The sequence below is a fragment of the Shewanella sp. A22 genome (genome assembly GCF_053850585.1).
Window position 1 is genome coordinate 1 of the sequence record NZ_JBSQBN010000038.1, and the last position, 22,603, is coordinate 22,603.

18 protein-coding genes, 2 tRNA genes and 1 pseudogene are annotated in these 22,603 nt (G+C 40.3%); 9 read left to right on the top strand and 12 right to left on the bottom strand.

Translation table 11 applies throughout. The features are described 5' to 3' along the window. Window positions 1–202: 202 nt before the first annotated feature. From rplT to thrS, 4 genes are all read right to left on the bottom strand, one after another. A complete protein-coding gene (gene rplT / locus ACWXWT_RS09045) occupies window positions 203–562 on the bottom strand; it encodes a 50S ribosomal protein L20 (protein ID WP_011637486.1) in 360 nt (119 codons plus the stop codon). Window positions 563–578: 16 nt separating this feature from the next. Beyond that, window positions 579–773, bottom strand: a complete 195-nt coding sequence (rpmI, locus tag ACWXWT_RS09050) for a 50S ribosomal protein L35 (protein WP_011496149.1) — start codon at window positions 771–773, stop codon at window positions 579–581. An 82-nt stretch (window positions 774–855) separates the two neighbouring features. Continuing rightward, window positions 856–1,398: a translation initiation factor IF-3 gene (gene infC, locus ACWXWT_RS09055; RefSeq protein ID WP_456041288.1), complete on the bottom strand. Its 543-nt coding sequence runs from the start codon at window positions 1,396–1,398 to the stop codon at window positions 856–858. A 3-nt stretch (window positions 1,399–1,401) separates the two neighbouring features. After that, on the bottom strand, window positions 1,402–3,330 hold the full coding sequence (thrS, locus tag ACWXWT_RS09060; RefSeq protein WP_456041262.1) for a threonine--tRNA ligase: 1,929 nt from the start codon (window positions 3,328–3,330) through the stop codon (window positions 1,402–1,404). A gap of 642 nt (window positions 3,331–3,972) precedes the next feature. On the opposite strand from thrS, the gene ACWXWT_RS09065 reads away from it, so the two are divergent. Then, window positions 3,973–4,173, top strand: coding sequence for a CPXCG motif-containing cysteine-rich protein (locus ACWXWT_RS09065; protein WP_456041263.1), 201 nt, complete (start codon window positions 3,973–3,975; stop codon window positions 4,171–4,173). A gap of 52 nt (window positions 4,174–4,225) precedes the next feature. Here ACWXWT_RS09065 and ACWXWT_RS09070 read toward each other — a convergent pair whose 3' ends face one another. Then, window positions 4,226–4,840, bottom strand: a complete 615-nt coding sequence (locus ACWXWT_RS09070; protein ID WP_456041264.1) for a riboflavin synthase subunit alpha — start codon at window positions 4,838–4,840, stop codon at window positions 4,226–4,228. A 28-nt stretch (window positions 4,841–4,868) separates the two neighbouring features. Between ACWXWT_RS09070 and ACWXWT_RS09075 the strand changes: the two genes are divergently transcribed. The 3 genes from ACWXWT_RS09075 to ACWXWT_RS09085 all read left to right on the top strand — a co-directional run bounded on the left by ACWXWT_RS09075 (window position 4,869) and on the right by ACWXWT_RS09085 (window position 6,596). Beyond that, entirely contained in the window at window positions 4,869–6,230 is a 1,362-nt protein-coding gene (locus tag ACWXWT_RS09075; protein WP_456041265.1) for an MATE family efflux transporter, read from the top strand. Between the two features lie 174 nt (window positions 6,231–6,404). After that, window positions 6,405–6,481: transfer RNA gene (locus ACWXWT_RS09080), tRNA-Val, on the top strand. Window positions 6,482–6,519: 38 nt separating this feature from the next. Then, window positions 6,520–6,596, top strand: a tRNA-Val gene (locus ACWXWT_RS09085). 305 nt (window positions 6,597–6,901) lie between these two features. On the opposite strand, the gene ACWXWT_RS09090 is transcribed toward ACWXWT_RS09085, so the two are convergent. Further along, a complete protein-coding gene (locus tag ACWXWT_RS09090) occupies window positions 6,902–7,768 on the bottom strand; it encodes a competence protein CoiA family protein (protein ID WP_456041266.1) in 867 nt (288 codons plus the stop codon). Between the two features lie 155 nt (window positions 7,769–7,923). On the opposite strand from ACWXWT_RS09090, the gene ACWXWT_RS09095 reads away from it, so the two are divergent. Both ACWXWT_RS09095 and ACWXWT_RS09100 read left to right on the top strand, forming a co-directional pair. Further along, window positions 7,924–9,921: a glutathione synthase gene (locus tag ACWXWT_RS09095; protein ID WP_456041267.1), complete on the top strand. Its 1,998-nt coding sequence runs from the start codon at window positions 7,924–7,926 to the stop codon at window positions 9,919–9,921. A 47-nt stretch (window positions 9,922–9,968) separates the two neighbouring features. Continuing rightward, window positions 9,969–11,822: a DEAD/DEAH box helicase family protein gene (locus tag ACWXWT_RS09100; protein WP_456041268.1), complete on the top strand. Its 1,854-nt coding sequence runs from the start codon at window positions 9,969–9,971 to the stop codon at window positions 11,820–11,822. Window positions 11,823–11,960: 138 nt separating this feature from the next. Here ACWXWT_RS09100 and ACWXWT_RS09105 read toward each other — a convergent pair. Beyond that, window positions 11,961–12,875 (bottom strand): annotated as a pseudogene (locus ACWXWT_RS09105) (IS4 family transposase); the annotation flags it as partial. 64 nt (window positions 12,876–12,939) lie between these two features. Between ACWXWT_RS09105 and ACWXWT_RS09110 the strand changes: the two are divergent. From ACWXWT_RS09110 to tnpC, 3 genes are all read left to right on the top strand, one after another. Continuing rightward, entirely contained in the window at window positions 12,940–13,227 is a 288-nt protein-coding gene (locus ACWXWT_RS09110) for a transposase (RefSeq protein WP_456041269.1), read from the top strand. 180 nt (window positions 13,228–13,407) lie between these two features. Next, entirely contained in the window at window positions 13,408–13,707 is a 300-nt protein-coding gene (gene tnpA / locus ACWXWT_RS09115) for an IS66 family insertion sequence element accessory protein TnpA (protein ID WP_456041270.1), read from the top strand. Further along, the gene (tnpC, locus tag ACWXWT_RS09120; protein ID WP_456041271.1) at window positions 13,704–14,504 is read left to right on the top strand and encodes an IS66 family transposase; all 801 of its coding nucleotides are present in this window, start codon (window positions 13,704–13,706) and stop codon (window positions 14,502–14,504) included. The genes tnpA and tnpC overlap by 4 nt, the downstream gene beginning before the upstream one ends. Window positions 14,505–14,639: 135 nt before the next feature. Here tnpC and ACWXWT_RS09125 read toward each other — a convergent pair whose 3' ends face one another. Genes ACWXWT_RS09125 through ACWXWT_RS09145 form a run of 5 tightly spaced genes read right to left on the bottom strand, consistent with a single transcriptional unit; the run spans window position 14,640 to window position 22,530 of the window. Further along, complete coding sequence (locus ACWXWT_RS09125) at window positions 14,640–15,290, bottom strand: DUF4145 domain-containing protein (RefSeq protein WP_456041272.1); 651 nt, start codon at window positions 15,288–15,290, stop codon at window positions 14,640–14,642. Between the two features lie 29 nt (window positions 15,291–15,319). Next, window positions 15,320–17,368: a BREX-1 system phosphatase PglZ type B gene (pglZ, locus tag ACWXWT_RS09130; RefSeq protein ID WP_456041273.1), complete on the bottom strand. Its 2,049-nt coding sequence runs from the start codon at window positions 17,366–17,368 to the stop codon at window positions 15,320–15,322. 2 nt (window positions 17,369–17,370) lie between these two features. Continuing rightward, on the bottom strand, window positions 17,371–18,042 hold the full coding sequence (locus ACWXWT_RS09135) for a DUF4276 family protein (RefSeq protein WP_456041274.1): 672 nt from the start codon (window positions 18,040–18,042) through the stop codon (window positions 17,371–17,373). Further along, on the bottom strand, window positions 18,039–19,151 hold the full coding sequence (locus ACWXWT_RS09140) for an AAA family ATPase (RefSeq protein WP_456041275.1): 1,113 nt from the start codon (window positions 19,149–19,151) through the stop codon (window positions 18,039–18,041). The genes ACWXWT_RS09135 and ACWXWT_RS09140 overlap by 4 nt, the downstream gene beginning before the upstream one ends. A 1-nt stretch (window position 19,152) precedes the next feature. Next, entirely contained in the window at window positions 19,153–22,530 is a 3,378-nt protein-coding gene (locus tag ACWXWT_RS09145) for an Eco57I restriction-modification methylase domain-containing protein (protein ID WP_456041276.1), read from the bottom strand. Window positions 22,531–22,603: the final 73 nt, after the last annotated feature.

The following is a 22,603-nucleotide window of genomic DNA, read 5'->3' on the forward strand; positions in this document are numbered from 1 at the left end:
CTCAGGTATTCCACTTCTGTGTTACATCGATTTAAAAGGGAACACCATTTCTACATCAATGTGCCTTGAATTGAAAAACCTGAGAGACTCTGAACTGACCAGATATTTAATGAGATTGGTATAATATTTACAAAATAACATCCAAATAAATAGGCATAAAAAAAGGAACCCGAAGGTTCCTCTTTTTAACGCGACAAACTAATTACTTAGTTAACGCTTCTTTTGCTTTCTCAACTAAAGTTGCAAATACAACTTTGTCGAAAACAGCGATGTCAGCCAAAATCTTACGATCGATTTCAATAGACGCCTTTTTCAAGCCGTTAATGAAACGGCTGTAAGACAGACCATTTTGACGAGACGCCGCATTAATACGTGCAATCCATAATTGACGGAATTGACGTTTTTTCTGACGACGGTCACGGTAAGCATATTGACCAGCTTTAGTTACTGCTTGAACAGCAACACGGTAAGTACGGCTGCGAGCGCCATAATAACCTTTTGCTAACTTTAAAACTTTCTTGTGACGAGCACGTGCGGTTACACCACGCTTAACTCTTGGCATTTTCTAAACTCCTAAATTAAGCGTATGGTAGTTGACGCGCGATTGCTGGAACGTCAGATTTAGCAACTAAACATTTAGCACGTAAGTGACGCTTACGCTTAGTGCTTTTCTTGGTCAAAATGTGACGTAAGTGTGCTTGCTTGCGCTTGAAACCATTAGCGGTTTTCTTAAAACGCTTCGCTACACCCTTGTCTGTTTTCATTTTAGGCATTTCTAAAACTCCGCATTGGGACGTTAATAAACGTAAGGCGAGCAAAAGCCTCAAGAGACTTTTGCTACTTTAGGTTGCCCTACTATTTCTTTTTAGGTGCTAGCACCATAATTGCTTGACGACCTTCCATTTTCGGGAAAGATTCGACAACCGCATACTCTTCCAAATCAGCCTTGATACGGTTCAAAAGATCCATACCGAGGTTTTGGTGTGCCATTTCGCGACCACGGAAACGCAGCGTAATTTTTGCTTTGTCCCCATCTTCTAGAAAACGAATCAGGTTGCGTAGTTTTACCTGATAGTCGTTTTCATCAGTGCCAGGACGGAATTTTATTTCCTTAACCTGGACCTGTTTCTGCTTCTTCTTTTGTTCCTTTTGAGCTTTCGCTTTATCGAAAAGGAACTTACCGTAGTCCATTATGCGACAGACTGGAGGCTCAGCATTAGGGCTAATCTCTACGAGATCAACACCGGCTTCATCTGCAATGCCCTGAGCTTCTTTTATCGTTAATATACCAATGGGTTCACCATCTAAACCTGACAAACGTACTTCAGGAACACCAGTGATTTCATCATTGATTCTATTAGGGGCTGGCTGTCGCCCTGCTGTTCTTTTGATCTTTATGACCTATTCCTCCAACAATTTGAGACTACGGAGCGAAATTTGTTGACGTATCATCGCGGCGAAATCTTCTAGTTTTAACTTGCCTAAATCGATACCGTCACGAGTACGCACCGCTACTTCCTTATTATCCATTTCTTGATCACCAACGACCAATAAATAAGGCACACGTCTTAGAGTGTGTTCGCGTATTTTAAAGCCTATTTTCTCATTCCTCAAGTCAAAAGATGCTCGAATACCCTGTTCTTTGAAGAATTTAACAATTTCTTCAACATAATCAGCTTGTTTATCGGTAATATTCATTACAACGACTTGCATTGGAGCAAGCCATGTTGGAAATTTACCTGCATATTCTTCTATCAATATACCTAAGAAACGCTCTAAAGAGCCTAAAATAGCACGATGGATCATTACCGGAGTTTGGCGGCTGTTGTCTTCTGCGACATAAGTAGCCCCTAAACGAGTCGGTAATGCATAATCGAGTTGTACTGTACCACATTGCCATGCACGATCTAAACAATCATGCAAAGTAAATTCGATTTTTGGACCATAAAACGCGCCTTCGCCAGGTAATATTTCAAATTCAATATTATTATTGGCAAGTGCTTGCTTTAATGCCTCTTCTGCTCGGTCCCACATATCGTCATCGCCAATACGCTTTTCTGGACGAGTTGACAGCTTAACAACAATGTTATCAAACCCAAACGTTGCATAGGTATCATAAACCATTTGGATACAAGCACTGACTTCTTGTTGCACTTGATCATCGGTACAGAACACGTGAGCATCGTCTTGTGTAAATCCACGCACACGCATTAGACCGTGTAATGAACCCGATGGCTCATTACGGTGACAACAACCAAACTCGGCCATACGTAATGGTAAGTCGCGATACGATTTTAACCCTTGGTTAAAAATTTGTACGTGACCTGGGCAGTTCATCGGCTTGATCGCATACTCGCGACTTTCACTACTTGTAGTGAACATCGCATCTGCGTATTTATCCCAGTGTCCTGAGCGCTCCCATAATGCACGGTCCATCATTAAAGGACCTTTCACTTCTTGATAAGTGTATTGACCTAATTTTTGACGAATGAACTTTTCAAGCTCTAAAAATAAGCTCCAACCATCGTTATGCCAAAACACCATTCCTGGGGCTTCTTCTTGCATATGGTACAAATCTAATTGCTTACCAATTTTACGATGATCACGTTTTGCGGCTTCTTCTAAGCGAACTAAATGAGTTTTAAGCGCTTTCTTGTCTGCCCATGCTGTTCCGTATATGCGTTGCAGCATTTTATTATCAGAATTACCACGCCAATAGGCACCAGCAACACTCATTAATTTAAAATTTTGGCAAAAACGCATGTTTGGTACGTGGGGGCCACGACACATGTCGATATATTCTTCGTGATGATAAAGTGCTGGAGTCGCATCTTTACTGATGTTTTCATCTAAAATAGCGATTTTGTATTCTTCGCCACGCGCAGAAAATGCATCACGAGCTTGTTGCCAAGACACCACGTTTTTAACCACATCGTAATTAGTTTTAGCTAATGCAAGCATACGCTTTTCTAAGGCGTCAATATCCTCTTGTGTGAGCTTATGATCTAAATCGATGTCGTAATAAAATCCGTTATCGATAACAGGGCCAATCGCCATTTTGGTTTCGGGCCACATTTGTTTGATAGCGTGACCTAATAAATGAGCACATGAATGGCGAAGAATTTCAACACCTTCGTCGTCTTTAGCCGTAATGATAGCTAACTCTGAATCTGTGGTGATTAAGTCCGTTGCATCTTGTAATTCACCGTTAACACGGCCAGCAATACACGCTTTTGCTAAACCAGGACCGATGTCTAATGCGACATCCAGAGTAGATACAGGATTGGCAAACTCACGTTTGCTGCCATCAGGCAATGTAATAATAGGCATGAAATTTCCTTGTCCAGTGGTGACCCACACGTAGGGCCACATGGTAATTAAGTATGTTCTTTTTGAACGAGAGACACGTTAATGAAATCAAGACAGTACAGGAGTCTTAGTTACCCAAAAACGTAATACTCTATTCTATGTGATAAGCAGATTATGGCGCAACCGTACATCAATGAATTACAGAAATATTTATGGCTTTTGCTTGTAGTATTTCATCTAACGTTATTATTTGTAACTCCCTCACTTTCTTTCTTAATGTCAGCTTATCAGATGCATACCTAACTCACTTGGCTAAAAATAAATTTAAATGACATAATTTCATATGCTATAGCGTTGTTTATCTTTAGTTTTAACTAAATTATGACAATTAATTTTATTTAAGCGCTATTTTTATGATAAGTAAATAGTGGTTCAAATAGATCCCAAATAATGAAATGCTCACTATACTTATAGTGTGCAAGAGCTAACGGGAAAATGAACACAATACAGTTCAGACAATAAAAATTATCCTGTAACAAATATTCAATTTGTTTATCAAGTAAATGCAGTGCCCTAACGGTTATAAAAGCATTTAACCTAGTGAGAATAACCACAGTCGGTTCATTACACTGAGCAAAAAGTGATTAATGAGGAGTATTAAATATGAGATTGCTTTCACACGCCATTTGTTGCCCTCATTGTGGGCATCACCAATATGTGACAATAGACGCTAGTGCGGGAGATCAAGAGTATTATGATGACTGTCGTATTTGTTGTAATCCAATACACGTCCAAATGCACCTTGATGAAAACCTGCGAAAAATTGAACTGCACATAGATTCTGACGATGAACAAATTTACTAACTAAATCGCCTGCTTAACAATTAAAGCAGGCTATTAGTGACATTTTTTGTGACTAAGTGAGTTGTTTTTTAGCCAGAACCCGCTCTACAGTATCAACAATAATTTGCGTTTGACTGTCTATTTCAATATTTATATTGTCGCCAAGGGTGTAGTGTTTAAGATTGGTGAGTTTTAATGTTTCCGGGATTAAATGCAGTAAAAAACCACTACTACTAACCTTACCTACTGTTAAACTACATCCATTTATGCCCACAAATCCTTTGTAAAATATGTAGTTCATCCACTGTGGGTCTACTTGTAGCTCAATATTGTAGTGTTCTGCTGTATGGCTTACGGCTTTAACGGTTGCTAGTGTATGCACATGACCAGACAATATATGGCCACCAATTTCGGTTCCAAATGTTAGTGAGCGTTCAATATTAACCGCATCACCTACACATATATTGCCTAAGTTAGTCACCGCTAAAGTTTCTTCCATTACATCGAAAAAAACCTTATCATTTAGTATCTTGGTAACAGTAAGACAAACACCATTATTCGCTACGCTTGCACCTGTTACTAATCCTTGCGTTAATTCTGGCGGCATGGCAATTTCAAAGGTTTTAAGACCAGCAGCATTGTGAATAGACACCACTTCACAAGTGGCTTGAACTATACCAGTAAACATATTTATCTCGTTCCGTAATAGGTTTTTAATGAATAATACAGGGTTTCAAATATCACGCTTAATCAAATTAGCACTTCCAGTACTCATCGCTCAAGTAACCCAAACCATGATGGGGTTTATTGACACCGTTATGGCGGGGAGAGTCAGTGCTGTTGATATGGCCGCTGTGGCTGTAGGCACCAGTTTATGGCTACCTGCAATTTTATTTGTTCAAGGTCTCTTGATGTCGTTTACTCCAGTGTTTTCACAACATCATGGAGCAAATAATCAACAAGTCATTCCGTCACTCATTTTCCAAGCTGCATATATTGCCATAATTGGGGGGATTGGAGTGATGATCTTTCTCGCATCCTCAACATATTTACTCGATTTGATGCATTTAGAACCTAAATTACATTCACTTACTGTTGGTTATATCGATGCCATTTTGTGGGGGGCGCCTGCTTTTGTGTTGTACCAAGTACTACGCGGTTGCAGTGAAGGAATCTCGTACACTATGCCAACTATGATGATAGGGTTTATTGGCTTAGCCGTTAATATACCAGCTAACTATGTGTTTATTTATGGCGGCTTTGGCATTCCTGCAATGGGTGGTGCCGGCTGCGGTGTAGCAACTGCATTAGTGTTCTGGGCGATGTTAGTTGCTATGGTTATCTATATGCGATTAGATAATACCTTTAAACAACTTGAACCATTTAAGCGATTCTATCGCCCTCATTTGGCGAGCATGTGGTCAATGACAAAACTTGGAATGCCCATTGCTATGGCTCTTTTTTTTGAAGTAAGCCTATTTGCCGTTATTGCATTATTTCTAGCGCCTCTAGGGGCGAATGTGGTTGCGAGTCATCAGATTGCCCTTAACTTCTCGTCAATTATATTTATGTTACCATTATCAATCGGTATCGCTGTTTCAATCCGTATTGGTTATTACCTTGGTCGTGATCAACCAGAGATCTCGGCCTTAGTCGCTAAGGTTGGATTAGGCTTATCATTAGCGCTAGCATTTTGTACCGCCTTTTTAACGGTTACTTTTAAACATCAAATTGCATTGTTGTATAATGATAACCCTGAAGTTGTTGCACTGGCCGGTAGTTTAATGATGCTAGCCGCCTTTTATCAAATATCAGATTCTATTCAAGTGGTCGCCTCAGGAGCCTTACGAGGCTATAAAGACACCCGTAGTGCTTTTTACATTACGTTGTTTTCATATTGGTGTATTGGTATGACTACAGGATATATATTTGGTTATACAAATTGGGTAGTAGATGCAATGGGGGCAAAGGGTTTTTGGATAGGTTTGATTGCAGGATTAACGACTGCTGCAATTTTGTTCTTTATTAGATTAAAGTACATTCAAAAGAAAGGTTTCAAGTTTCAACAAATTGGCTAAATTTGTCCCTTTTATTCAAGGTTAACTGATTGACATTGCTTAACCTTGAATCAAGTTGCACAGCAAATCACCATTTAATCATAAAACTGTTTTTTTTACTTGCATGCAATAGCCTATCCCACTTAAGATAGCGTCCACTTTGAAGCAAAACGAACAAGTTTTGATTTAAACGATACACCCGTAGCTCAGCTGGTTAGAGCACTACCTTGACATGGTAGGGGTCGGTGGTTCGAGTCCACTCGGGTGTACCACTCTTCTGACAGAGTCTAAATAGTCAGATTCAAACAATACACCCGTAGCTCAGCTGGTTAGAGCACTACCTTGACATGGTAGGGGTCGGTGGTTCGAGTCCACTCGGGTGTACCATTTCTTGCTTTAATTCAATGCTTTACCTCATTAAAAATCACTTTACTCTGTGCCCAAACCAAATTAAAAACTACTATCTTAAAATTTATTCAAACAGGCACAACATTTCAATCAATAAATAAATTGATATGCTTATACGCGGTAAAAATCAAAGTTAACATCATTTGTGCCCAAACTTGTGCCCATGTGCCCAAATTAGTTTTTAGAAGTGACTTGCTGTGACCCCTACCCTAGTTAGTAAAAATTGAACATCTTTCACATAACCGATAGTTTCTATTTATACAATTTGACGGCTTACGACTAAACTAGAAGTTACTAACATAAAGGTGTGTTTTACAATTAGGACATGAATTAGCCATGTTTTTATAACCAGTAAATGTGTGTCCGCATCCTAAACATTTACATTTTGAGAGTTTATGCGCAGGTATTGTAAAATGATTAGTGGCTGATTTTTTATTTCGAAGAGCTTCATCAATTTCGTTATTTCTGTCATCTATTAACTTATCCTCCCTTGGGTGATAGTACCAAGATTTAGCTTCAATACTTGATTTCAACCAACCTAACAATTGTGTCCTTGCAGTTCCAAGCTGATCTTCATCAGTAAAAGGTTTACGGTAGAAAATCTGAGTCAACTTTTCGAGGTCAAAGATTAATGCTCCAGCTTTAGCATTTTTTAACAGCCGTTTACTAAAAGGAAACTCTCTACCACGATACGATAAATATACGATTAGCGTTGCAGTTCCAAAATTAAATATTACATCAACTTGTTGCCCTAGAAAAATTGAGGCAATACTGTAGTTAACTTCTCGGGTGTTAATCAATCGTTCACCTGTAATTGTGACTATTGAATCAATTGAATTATTTAATTGTCTGGGAACCGTGATATGTTGATTGTAACCTGGAACTTTTAGTGCAAGACCATCAATAAATAATTGATGAATCATCATCCGTAAAGACACCTGAAATGAGAATTCACAATCAACTATATCTTCTTTTGAAATATTTCGAGTATGGTGCGCAAAATGCCATTCTCGTTCATCACCATGACGTGCAGATAAAGGCAATTTGCATGAAGGACATACACAATTACAGTCTAGACCACGTGTCACTTCTGCTACGTCTTTCCATTCGCCAGTGTTTTTATCTCGTCCAAAAGGTATACCAAGCAACATAAATCAATCCTTTGACCTTAAGATCATTTAATTTGAAGCGTAGTGTGTTTCTTATCAAAAAATATTGATAATTCTATGATTAATATTAATTTAATCGAACTTATCAAGTAAACTATATTATGTGTATTTTATTGAATTCAAGGATGAACAAAGACATGAACCATAAATCAAAACAACATCGCCAACTTATCAACGAAATTCTTGAGAGTGATGCTTTACATGCCCACCAGGTTGATGCGGCTACAAAAACATTTTCTGCTCTTACTGGAGCTGTAAGAGCTGTTGTTACCGCTGCAGAAATGCAAGCTGGAAAGTCTGGTATTGCTCTTGCCTTATGTTGCTTACAGCGTTTAAGCCTTAGCGATCAAGAGATCTGCGAAAGAAAACATCTTAAAGACACACTCTATCTCGTGACCATGCCAGATACAGCGTTGAAAGAGCAAGCTGAAGATGACTTAGTACTTGCGAAAAATGTCATCGTTAGCAACTTTGTAAATTTTGAAAAAGCACTTGAGAACGAATTCAAAGGAAATCCACCTAAACTCATAATTATTGATGAATGTCACTACGGTTCAAATGTTTCAGCCGTTCGATATAGCAAAATTTTTGATTACTTAGAGCAGGAAAATGACTCATGTAAAGTGGTGTTCATTTCTGCAACCCCTTTTGGTGCATTGTATGGCGCAGAAACAGAATATGAAGAAGCTCTAGAGCTTCAAGCTGAAGCCGAATCTGAACAAGACAACAAGCTATTAAAAGAAGCTAATGAAATTGCTGAAAAAGCACTAAAAGATTCTATTCTTCGCCGAGACTTCAACACTCGCTTAGTTTTCCACAAAACAAGCAACGAGTACTATGGCGTTAGAGAAATGCTTCATAATGGTAAAGTTCAAAGCTTAGAAGGTGACAGCAGAAACTTTCTTTACCCTTCTGATGAGCGAGATGCTTTCATTAACCAGTTTAAAGCACATCAAGGCGTAGGTTGGTCTTTAGTTCGCGTCCCGGCAGGCAGTGCAATGAATGCTAAAGAATTCATGATCTCACAGGGTGTTGCAGAAGATTCAGTTTACATATTAGGTAACTCTCTGAGCGGTGTACCTGAAGATGAACATTGCAGTATTGAACGTTTTAAAAAAGAGTTTGATGATGCACAGTTATTTGGAGATAAACTAATCGCAATTACTGTGGCTGGAGCAAGAGCCGGAATTAATTTTGGCGCCATGATGAAGAATAATCTGATATCAACCTGGGACAGTACTGTTGCAAGTGTCGCTGCTGTCGTACAGGCTAACATTGGGCGAGCTTGTGGTTATCATGGTAATAACTCATCTATGCACTATACAAATATAAATGCAGCTGAAGCTTATGCTGCCATTTTAGACCATCTAGAAAAAACATGTTCAGAATCAGCCGCTTCAGATTTCGATGGTTTGAAAGAATTTTTTGAAGATGTTTGCCAAGAATATCAAGTAAATGGATTAGATGTTGGACTGACTATAAAATACAAACGCCGTCGTCCCATCGGAGATGTTGAAACTTACAAGACCAGTAATTACATAGCAGTTCCCGCAAAGTTACTAGACCATGATTCAGATTTTAGTCACTATACTGACGACAAGCATATCTTGCAGGCAATTGATTTAATAAGGAATGAATTTACTGCTAAAGGTGCTCCAAGTGTTAAAGGCAATAGAGCCATGCGGGGCAAAACCAAAAACTGGATCAAGGCGCATTGGATCAATGGTGACAGTTACAACAACCCAGAAAAAGCTCGTGTAGATGGCACACAAAAAGAGAAAACCATTATGTACACGCAGATGCTTGATCAAGGTGAATATCTTGAATTTAATCGCGTGGTAGCACCAGGCTCTGGCGAGTTGTCAGAAAACAAACTCATTACAGCCTCTATATTTAGCATCTACAACATATCCCGTAGGCAGGTTGATAAAAAAATCATGACTACAGAGGATGTATGGGAGATGTGCGATCACTTTGGTATTGAACGAGATGACACAATGTTCGTTATTTATAAACGCGGAGAATACGATCTCGAACGTTCACTGCTCAAAAAAGAACACAATAAATTACCTGCAAAATCAGGCGAACTCAGTGATGAATCTCATTTCTCTGATACCGCTGAGCTTATCTACTAAATATAAAGGGGGGAATCTCTCCCCCAACCTGAATTAAGGTACATAGAATGGCGCAAAATCATCGGCTCTATGTTGAAAAAACAATTCAAGAACATACATTCGAACACCAGCGAAATGCCGCTCATAGTACATTCTTTAAATTTAATTCGGGCTCAAGAGCGGTTGTCATTGCAGCAGAGATGCAATCAGGAAAATCTGGGATTGCTTTAGCATTAGCAGGGTTACAACGACTATCACTTTCTGATGAATTCATTAGCGATAGAAAAAAGTTAAAAGATACACTTTACCTAGTCACCATGGCTGATATAGCCCTTCAAGAACAAGCTAAAAAAGATTTAGCTCCATGTAAAAATGTCGTTGTAAGCAACTTTACCAACTTCGAAACAGCCCTAAAAGCGGATTTTAAACATCAACAGCCACAACTTATTATCATTGATGAATGTCACTACGGTTCAAGTAGCGACAGTGTCCGTTATGATAAAGTGTTCAGTTACTTAGAAAAGGATAATATTCATTGCCGAGTTGCTTTTGTTTCCGCAACACCATTCAGCGCGCTTTATGCTGCGGGGGCAGACTCCATATTGCACCATAACTTTAATACCTCCCTCGTATTTCATCAAACAAGTAGCGAATATCATGGTATTCGCCAGATGCATCGATTCAACCAGATTATTAAGCTTGATGAGAGTCACCGAGATTTCTGTGAAGAATCGCTGATGAGAAAGCGCTTTATTAAGCAATTTAAAGAACATCTTGGTACTGGTTGGTCTCTCGTCAGAGTTCCAAGTAGCCAAGCAAAGTTAGCGAAACAGATCTTACTCGAAAATGGTATTGATGAAGATCAAATTCATATAGTTGGCCAAAAGTTAGTCGGTATTGAGGATCATGAACTCTGCTCCATTGATGATTTAAAAAGGGAGTTTGAAACGGCGAGTCTATTTGATGAAAAACTGATTGCTATTACTGTCGCAGGATTCCGCGCTGGTGTTAATTTTGGTCAGGAAATGAAAGAGACATTAATCAATACCTGGGACAGTAGTATTGCCAACATTGCAGCAGTGGTACAGGCCAACATTGGTCGTGCATGTGGCTATCATCAAAATACACAGGCAAAACATTATACCAATCTAGATGCGGTACGAGCATACAGTGAGTTATTAGAGCATTTAGAGTCCCGAGATAAGGACAAAGAGTTTGAAGGACTTCAGGACGTATTTGAACAAATTTGTGCTAAGTATGATGTCCGAGGATTCGACAGAGGCACCGTTGTTACACCCACAGTAGAAACTATCGTAACCAGAAAGCTTAATGACTCAAAAACATACTTAACCAAAGGTTACATTGTCGTACCAGGTAAGCTTACTGATCCAGACTTCGATTATAGTGTATTAACTACAGATCCTGAATTACTAAGCGCCATTCAGCTTATTCGGCAAGAACTTCTCGACAATGATGGGCCATTTCGCAAAAAAGGTCGCGCATTACGTGGTGATCATCAAAACTGGATTAAGGCTCAATGGGTTAATGGTGTCACTTATAATGACTACACACCTCGTTGTGCGAAATCTAGAGCACAACATTTTACTCAGCGCTTAAATAATGGTGAATCAGTCGAATTCAACCGCATTGTTAATCCTGGCGGTGGTGAGAAAACCGAAGATAAACGAGTGATGGCCAGTATCTTTAGTATTTACAATTTGTCAGGTCAAATGGACGCCTACAAGCGTGCGATGGACATCGAAGATATGGCAGAAATTTGTACGCTATTGGTTATCGAGCTAGATGACACGTTAATCTTACTCTATCAACGAGGTGATTACTCTCAAGAGCTAACCGATTCGATCATACAAAACGTTGAAACTATACAAAGTGGTAGAGTAAAACATAACAGTGTATTTTAGGTAAACATACTAAGGGCAATAACACTTTTACAGCTCATTTTATAGAGCTTATGTAACCCTCCCTTAAAATCAATACCAGCTTAAATTTTGGACGAATCTAAACCAATTAACTCTATAAGTGAGCGCTGGCGGATCCCCTCATAATTTAGGTCTGCCAGCAGTATGAACCAGTTTGATATATTCGTTTAATGCCCAGTAAATTATCGATGCTTTCAGCGTGTATTTTGGCCTGCGCCGCACTTCTTTTCCTAATCTTACAACGGATAATACAGCGCGATGTTTGATGCTGTTCGCCTGAAAATCCTTCTGCCAGCCAAGATGCCTCGCGGCTATACCTATACACCACAACAGTATTTCTGCCAGCATTGCGATAAGCAATAACACATCATATCGCTTTGGACACCGACTGCGACTTTGTCTCAGCCCCATGCCATATTGCGGGCTTTTTAAATCCCGAAAGGTTTCTTCAATTTGCATGCGTTTAGCATATAGCTCAACCACTTTTATTGAGTTGAAATATTCAGGCGGTAAGTTGGTTGCCAGTAGCCAAGGCTCCTTGCTGCCTAAGCGATAACTCTTTTGTGCTATGTGGTTTCGGCCTGCTTTTGAAGATCGCTTATCTTTACGTAATCTGGGATTAGCCTTAAATAGATGTAAATGGCAGCTTAGCGGTGATTTACGTGCAAGCTGGACATTACCTATGTATTTAGCTGTTGAGTTTGCTTTCGGGTAGAGCGATTTATTCGAGAACCAGGTCGCTTTTCCATGATGCATAAAGCTTACATCGCCACGTACTCTACCAAGCCAGAACCAACCATAACGTTCGACTTCTCTGAACCAGGTATTACGATAACCGGCATCGGTCACGATGAGCGGACAACAGCCTTGAGGTAGAACATTTGCGAGTTCAGCGAGAAACGCATTATGGCTGCGAGGTGCGTTGTAGTCTTCAAACAAAAAAGTGCGTTCATACAAGGTCACAGAACGGCCTTGAACACTAATTGATGCGCGTAATGTCATCATTCGAAGCTGCTCACGGACATCAGACCAATTGTTGTGGTTGAATTAGCCGGACACTTCAATAAAGGAATATAATAATGCCATTATTGAGGTGAATATGACTAAACGAATAAATAAACAATATCCAGATGATTTTAAACAAGAAGCTGTCGCTTTGGTTCTTGAACAAAATTACACGATAGTGCAAGCGGCAGCGTCTTTAGGTATTACAGATAAAATTCTTTATAACTGGGTGGCTAAACAAAAAAAGCTAACTCAAGGCGATGCATTATCTGTAGATGAACGCACCGAACTTATGCTGTTACGCAAAGAGAATAAACGCTTATTGATGGAGCGCGAAATACTAAAAAAGGCCAGCGCCTTCTTTGCGAAAGAAATGAAGTAAGGTATTCATTTATCAATACTCTTAAGTCGAAATATCCTATTTCGATGGCGTGTAAAGTGATGCAGGTTAGTTCGTCAGCGTATTACGTTTGGCTTAAAAAACCTGTAAGCGGTAAATAAACCCCACATACTCAATCATAAAAATAGTTGTCATAGTACCTCACCAATTTAAGGAGGCACTATGTCATCACAAGAAAAACACCAGTATTGGTCTTCATTAATCGAGCAGCAAAAACAAAGTGGCATTAGCATCACTCAGTTTTGCGCTGAGCAGAACATAAGCTATCAAACCTTTTATACATGGGCCAAAAAACTCCGAACACAGCCAGAGCCACAACGATTGCAACCCATCATTGTGACCGATACATCCGTCGTGAGTGAAAACGTTGTCACGCTAACCCTTGCAAATGGTTTGCGTGCTCAGTTGCCAATTCATTTAAGCACTAGCCAAATCCAGCATTGGGTTGCTGCCCTACAATGACACCATCTCCTCAAGTTTATCTCGTCACGGGTGTCACAGATATGCGTAAGTCTATCGATGGCCTATCGCTTATCGTTGCACAACATCTTGAAATGGACCCGTTTAGCGAATCCTGGTTTATTTTTTGTAATCGTCATCGAGATAAACTCAAAATCTTGTTTTGGGACACTAATGGCTTTTGGCTTTATTATCGGCGATTAGAAAAAGGCACATTAAAAGATGTCACCCATGCTGGCTGCATGGCACATGTGCGCCGAAAGTTCACTGATGCACAAAAAGCGACTGGGTCAAAAAAAGCAGGTAAGCCCGAAGTTGCACTGAGCTATATAGCCAAACTTTACGCTATTGAAAAACGTTCAAAACAACTCAGCGCTCTTGAGCGCCAACAATTAAGACAACAAGAAGCTGTACCAATATTAGCGGAGTTTAAAACCTGGCTGGAGAAACAACAGGTACTTCCCAAAGGGTATTTAGGTAAAGCCATTACCTATGCACTAAACCAATGGCCAAAATTATTAACTTATCTTGAAGATGGAGACATTAGCATCGACAACAATGTCACTGAACGAGATATCCGCCCGTTCACAACGGGGCGTAAAAACTGGATGTTCTCAACGTCAGTCAACGGCGCGCATGCCAGTGCGAATTTATACAGTTTAGTGATGACCTGTCGAGCGAACGATATTAGTCCATATTACTACTTCAGACACTTGTTTACCGAGTTACCCAAGCGCAAGCCTACCGATGATTTAACCGATTTAATGCCGTGGAATGTTGTTCTGAGCAATTTGGATTAACGTCACTGCTTCATTTACCGCTTACATAGATACTCGGCATTGGCGCGACTATACATATAGTCAATACGCTTATTTTCATCCGAAATATAGGATAATGGCACGTCATCCAGCTCGGCATCTATTTCAATAGCCGCTCTATATAACTCCGCAGCGATACGTACCATTGTTTTGATGTGCTGAATTTTGTTCTGTACAAACTACGGTTGGAATTGAGGCAGCATATTCTTCGATAAGTCTATCTACAGCTTTCCCCGCCAAAAACTTATCTTTTGCATTATCGGAAAGCATTGCTTTCGCAATTATCTCTTTATATTCAATATGTACTAACTGATTTTCTACTACTTTATAATTAATCTTATGATTAAAAAGTTGCTGTCTAAAATAGGTAAATAATGTACAAACATCTGTACGGCAACGTTCAGCATCTTTTGTTAAACTGCCAAAGTCACTAGTAACTGAATCACTTTCTTCTGAGTTTCTAGAATGAACTACAGAATTTGCAGATATTCGTATTTTATGCAGTCTTGCAGATGTCTGCCTATCTATATAACCAAAGCTTTCTAACTCATTAATAACCTCAAATAGGCTTAACCCAAAACAGTGACTTAAGTCATAATGTTTAGCTAACTTATCACACAGTAATTCAGCTATTTGCCTAAAACGCATGAGTGATAGATCTGGGAAAAGTTTATAAACCTCTACTGCTTCGGTATATTTTATTGCTACTTCGTTTCCAAAGACCTTTGATAATTCAATATCAGAGATAGAAAGTGCATTTGTATCCATACGAATAAACCAATCCTAAATTATCAACGTTATATATTTACTTTATTAATCTTAAGCACCGGCGTTAAGCACTCTTGTAGGCTCAAACCACCATGATTGTAGTAATCACCACCGACATAACCTGCAATGCCAGGTGCCATAGCGACTGTGACACTTGGGTTCCAATGCCAAGGAACCGTTAACCCAGATGAGCTCATATTGTCTTTCAAAATAGCACAGCGTGCTAAGCGCTTTTTAACCGATGTTTTAGGGATACTCGCCTCAGCCAATTTGTTTGGCACCCAAAGCCAGCCGTGATCTGTTACCACCTTAATACGCTTCCATCCAGCATTAAAAAGCCCTTCTATCCGAGCTGCAACATCATTAAGCACAGCATCAATATGCAATGGCATTTTACGTTGTTGAGCATGTCCCATGTTGTCGAGATCCCCGGTTTGCACCCAGGCATAACCATTGGGTTCACCGGTTTCTAAACCGTCTAAGTATTGCCAACCTTTTTCGGCTAAGGCTTTTTTAAACTGATAAGCAGAAAACTCTGACTCTGTCCCTAATAGAACAGGAGTAAAGTTTTCATTATCTTGAAGGCCCGACAATAGATCTGCCACCGGTGTAACCGCAGCTTTAGCCGTCGCAGTTAACGATGGCAGTGCCGCCCATTGGGTGGTTAAATCAATATTAAGGCCAAGCCGACTTAACTTAACTTCTAATAATTTCGCGGTATCAAAACGCAAACCATCAACAAAAAAGATAACCTCACTGCCTACTGTGTAATTTGATGTAGATTCTTTAATTTGATTATCACCAGGGTAGCCATTTTGCTCCACCAAGGTTTGAAAACTCAATGTCACCAGCTCTAACCAAGGGGTATAGATAACCGTCAGCACATCAGCAATCACTTCTTGCTGGTGAATATCTTGCGCCTTAGCCATGGCGGCAATTGCCGAAGCATCAGCCTGCCAAAATCGTTCTTGGTAAAACTCTGCCATCGCTTGAGGTGTTGTACCATTAAGGGGGATTTTTGTAAGCTCAAGCACAGCTTTTAACTCAGCTAATATTGCTAGCCATGGAGATAAACCTAATTGAGCCCAAACCCAAGATTGGCGTTGGTGTTGTTCGCTCCATAATCGAGTAATAACAGCGCCAATATCATCACGCATCTTATCTTTTAGCCCTTTAAGCTCGCTCTCAATAGCACGTTCATCGCGGTTATTCTCAAATAGGTAATGCTGCGCCTCAAATGCTAAGCCTGATGGCTCAACGTCAGTTAAACGCTTAACCAGTAGAGGGAGGTTAGATGCAGTATCAATAAAGCGCTGCCACACGCTTTGCCAAGGTCCATCGGCTTCACATAGCAGAGTTAATGGGATATTAAGTTGAGTCTGAGTCGGTGCAAAACCGTAATTCTGAGCACAAGACTGCTTGAAAATATCCCATTTATTGCCTTGCCATTGCGACTCTTTCTCTTGGGGGTTATTCAGCCAACCTAAAATATCCTTAGCAGGATCATTTAATACAATGGCATAAAACTCATCCGCGGTGAGTTTCTTACCTTGTAAACGCTCTGCCGGTGATTCAAGAATATCCGGTAACACTTGAATTATCGCATCCAAGGTTTTTTTATCTTTAGCTAAATCCAGGCCTAAACCAACATTGGGATTGGTCAAAAATGACGATACGCTCCAATCACGGCCAGCCGAATTATACGCCCACCAGCAACCACGATATTGAAGCTCTGCTAGCGGACGAAGATAATCAGGGCACTGCTCAATGGCACGTAAATCTTTGCGCCCTACTCCTGGTAAATAGATAATGGGCGTTTTGCCAGCAGGTAATTGGCAATCCTCTAACATCCCCGCAATAGCACACTTAATCCATATTGCAGGGCCTGTACGCTCCTCAGGCTTATATTCGCCAAGCTCAATCAACTCAGGCAGTTGTTGTTTGATAAACGGCATTGCAGACTGCCACTGCATATCAATATCTGTCCATAAAATTGCCGCTGGAGCAACTTGCACAGCAGAATTGTAGGTAGCACAGTTTCGTAGTTGTGTTGCTAAAAAATCAATTACTGTAGCCATAATTACACTATTTCCAATGCTTCAATTTGTTGCAGCCATGCATTAAATAACTCACATTTTCCACGCATTACTTCAAGGCCAACGTCTAGTGCAGCTAGCGTTCCCATAAGTGGTTTTTCATAATTATGAATCAATTTTATGATGCGCTTACTTGGTGCTGTTTGCGGGCTGTTGTTGATGTGTTCAGGTGAAGCGAACTTATCAGCTATAGCTTGGAACTCCGCAACTAAATCCGGCTTATCCATACCTAAAGCCATTTTCTCAGGATCGCTGAATAATAAACCTTCAAACTCATACATTTGTACAAAAGGAATAAAGCGCCTCATCACATCAGTACCTAGCGCCTCGGTCAACTTTGCTATCAATTCATTTTGTAGCGATGTTGCTTTATCTGTAATCGCTGCATTAGCCGCTAAAGCATTTTTGCCAGGAAATGATTGGGGTAATCCATAGAAATCAAAGAAGGTAGTGCAATAACAATTTTTATCTGCAGTAAGGCGATTTCTTACATCGACCAAAAGACGTTCGAATTTGAAGTTACCGCCTTTATGCCCAGGTTTACCGATTAACGCAGGCCTTAAATAAATTCCTTTATGGGCAAAGGGCTCTACCAGTAAATTATTAACAAAAGCTTCTTCTGTTTGCCCTTCACAAATTATATGAACGGTGATCATTTTGACGGCCTCCCGCCTAAAATATTTTTCTCCCATAGCTCACCAATTGAATAATCTTCTAGCCAAGTCTCAAACTCATTTTCATCTAGACGTTTAAAGCTAGATGCGCCATCTTCTCGCTCAACAACAATAAGATCATCAATTTCAAACTCATTCAACAAAGGCACTGATTGGGTCGAAACAATCACCTGCATCCGTTGTGACGCTGAGCGTAACAGTGCCCCTAACAAAGTAATTGCGTAAGGATGCAATCCAAGCTCTGGCTCATCAATAATGATGGTTGAAGGCGGTGTAGGCTGCAGTAATGCGGTTACCAAACAGATAAAGCGGATCGAACCATCTGATAGCTGACTAGGCCATAACGCATAATCACTATCTACTTGTGTCCATAATAGACGAACTTGCTCTTCCCCCGTATCTAACTCTGTCGGCTTTAATACAAAATCGTTAAAAAATGGCACAGCTAGTTTAACCGTCTTACGAATCTGACTATAAACGTCAGGCTCTTTGTTTTTAAGCTCGTATAAATAAGCAGCTAAATTCGACGCATCATTTCGTAAATATTCGTTATCATGCACAGATGATAATCGTTTAACTCCTGCCGTGTCGCTAGTATCGTGAAAATGGTATACACGCCAACTAGAGATTGAACTGTAACAGTAATCAGCAACAGCTCCTTTTCCATCCTTTTCATATTTAACTTTTAACTTTGCCTCATCATGTCCAGAACCTAATGAAATCCACTTATCACCATAATAAGGTCCTTTAAAGTAAAGAGATTCTTGAGAAAAAGTAAAACCACCGTCAACGGTAGGTTCCAAAAGAAATTTATATCCATTAATACCAAAAGTAACAAAAGAACCGAATTTATCAGTTTCTTTTACACCAAAGCTTAATACCCTATCAGCCCCGCCTTGCTTTTTATTCCATACCTGTAAACGACCATCAAGCATTTCACCTAGTAAACGAAAATATGAGACAAAGTTACTCTTGCCAACTCCGTTAGCACCAATTAAGACGTTTAAACTATTTAATCTTAATTTTGTCATCGACCTAATCGATTTAAAACCGATAATGCTCAATTCATTGATGGGGTTTACTGTACCCATTTCAGATATCCTCTTTTAACTTTTCTCTCGCCGCTTTCTTTTCATCAAGCGTCAGGTGGTGATAGTTAATTCTTGCACCTAACTTTTCACCATACACAGGACCAAGTTCGAACCACGGTGCCGATGGTACGTCTGTACCTCTATCTGACTTCTCCCATTTAACGTTTGGCTTAGCACGAAGGACTCCAGCACCTTTTTTACCCATATCTTGGGCATACATGAATGGGCGTATGTTTAAACGCACGCCATCATTAAGATCTGGGTTCCAGCCTATTGGTTGTTCAGCTAAAGGTTTCCAGCGCACGAAGATATCTAAACCTGGTTTACCTGGCAGTGCTTCGCCTTCTAATATGGCTTCTAACTGCACTTTTAGGTTTTCAGCGGCTGATAAACGAATGTCAGCCCCGTCGATACCATCGGCGATACCGCGTTTTTGGGTGCTTATCCAGTCATCAAGGTAAGTATAAATAAGACGTTCAAGGCCTTTATAGTCAAGCTTGTGGTAATTGACTAATGCCGAAAAGCCATCTTTTAAGCCATCCCAGATTTGCCAGATAAAGGGTCTATGTTGGAATAGCTTACAATGTTGCTCAAAAAACTTATCACGAAGCCAATCATCTATGCTGGTGGATTTCACAGCCTTAAGTAGATTAGCTTCAACCGAGTTTGACCAGGCTGAGCCATAGGCTTTTTGTAATATCGCCTCTACACGTTTAACCGCATTCATCTCACCACGAATAGCAGGGATACAAACAATGCCGTCATCATCAACCAGCCCATCAAAATCAGCATTTTTTAGCATCACCTGGCGCATTTCAGGTGCCAGTTCCATGTCTTCGTCTAACTCAGCTGGCCATTGGTAGCCGAGTAAACGGGCGACGGCGACTTGCATTACGGTATCATCCTGGCGTAAATCGCCCACTGCTGTAGTGTTATTTTCTACGTCCCAAATTACCGAAGCACATGGGTGACCATGGAAGATCCATTGAGTTGAGTCATTAGAAAAAGGCTCTGGAAGAGAAGCTTCTACTTCAGTGTAAATGAAAGGTACTTTCAAAAAAGTGGCATTAGTAATTGATTTTTTAGAGTCAATTTTCCTTAATTCAGCTTCAAATTTATCTGAAGTAAAATAGGACCAAAAAACATCTAAATTGGAGTCATCAAAAGGGACAATAGGGGCAACATTACTGTCATAAAGTTCACCTGTGTATATCGTGCAAGGTAAGCTTCCCATTTGACTAATCGCGATCCCCTTTAAACCAACTGACTTATTACCTTTGCGCGGTCGAATCATACCATCGCCTTCTGTTGACCAGTTTATAACATCTGATCTTCCACCGTAAAAAATATCTTCTGACACTGTAGATTGAAAAAATTTCCAGCCATAATCAAAATTATTTATTTCCCAGAAATAGCGGCGCCACAAAAAGTCATCTCCTGTTTTTATGCCTTGATTAGCTAAAGCCATGCTTTCGATAAGTGCAGCAGCTTCGACTGAGTTGTCAAAGATTATTCTTGCTTGAGGATTTTCCAATTGATAATTTTGATTAATCTTAATCAAATCAGATATTCTGATTGCTTTTTTCTTCTCTTCTATTGAATCCAATTTGAATAAATCTAAAGAAGAAATATCATCACCTTCATTCTCTGACTTACTAAAAATCGACATGCAAACAGCTGCACCTTGTGCTTGCTTATTCTCAAAAGAATGGTCCCCCAAACGGAAGAGCATATGTAACTTTTGATGAAATAGAACATATCGTCTAAAGCTTTCACTTCTTGATAGTGTTAGCCAAGATTCAGGATAAACCAAAAGGCCAGAAGCGTTACTTTTCAGTAACATCGTTATTCTTAAGTACATGACATTTGCTAGTTCATTTTTAGCTATTGAAAACTGCATTTCAGAGTGATGTTTTAAAATATCATTTTGTTTTCTGTCTCCAAGATAAGGAGGATTAGTTAGTGCTAGATCATATTTAGTCGATAGTAATTGAGCCGCTTTAGCTAATCCTTGTGATGTCGCTTTAACTTCACTCGTAGCATCAGACTTACTTTCCATTGTTCGTTGAAGTAACTCCCATGGAGGTGTTTGACCGTCTTTCAGTGCTTTAGTGGGATCGATCAAACTACCCAAAGTAGGCGCATCTTTAAAGGTATTTTGCATCCAGGTAATGGCTTCAGTTAGAGCCTCGTCACCCTTAGCTAAATCTTTCCATTCTTTTTGCGCCTCAGTAATCGAGATACCTGAACAGGCGAGTTGCAACTCCGGCAACACACGATAACCGCCAGCACCAGGATAACGCCAAGCCTCTAATGCTAAAGCAAACGCAGCCAACTCGACACAGCGTTGGTCTAGCTCAAGGCCATGAATGTTATCTTGCAGTACCGCATTCGCAGCCTCTTTAGCCGTTAAGCCTTCAAGGTGCATGCGCATTGGCACTAACATTAAAAAGACTGCCACTAAGAAGTGGCCAGAACCACAGCAGGGATCGAGGGTTTTCAGTTCACTTAAATGCTCAGGCCATTTGTCAAAATCGCCTGCTGCACTTGTCCAACGACCTTCATCTTCATTTTTAACAAAACGCAGATACTCCAGTGGAACACCAGGAATAGCGGCAAGTTCACGTAGCTCTTGTTCGCTGTTAGCGCGGATTAAGTCATCACTGCTTAAACGACGCTTAGCCCACCAGGCACCTATGGCGTTATCGAGTAAAAACGACACCATATAAGGCTCGGTAAATAATTGGGTAACTGGACTTAACTCTTTAGCGCCTATCTTTACCCCTGACTCATTCACCTGTTTTTTCTTTTTATTTTGCCAAAACTGATAACACCAACCCAGGCTATCTTGGGCTTGGAAAGTGGCTAAATCTAATTCTGCGATGAGGTTTTCGAGAGTATTGATATGGTTGATGGATAGCTTAATCTCAAATACTGGCGAGTCGGCACGGAAGATTTGCGGTAACATTTTTTGTGCCAAACGCCCTGCTAGCTCCCAACCGTCTTTGCAATCGGGTTCTTCTTCGGCAAGCTCGTTGCACTCATCCAGTGTTACCGGGGTGCCTTCATACATGAGTAGATTATTTTGCTCAAGATAGCGGGCAAACAGCATGCGGTGCCAATGTTCGTAGGCCATTTCATTAACCAGTGACTCGGTTTCTTGCTCGCTACCCACCAGCTTATCGCCTAACTGGCGAGCATGGGCACGCAAAGTGTTACGCAGCTTACGCTCATCATCGGATAAATAGCTGGGGGCCTGGGCATCAGCAACACCGAGTCGTGTTAGTGCATCTGTGACTGCAGCTTCAACCACCTCGCGAGCTTTTTCTACTGTTGTCTCTAATTTTTTACGTAATGTTTTATCGAGTGAACTGCGCATAGTTATCTCTTAAATTCTTTAGCCATGTATGTGATAAACCCTTGCTTGGTGATGAACACATAGCGCAAGGGTG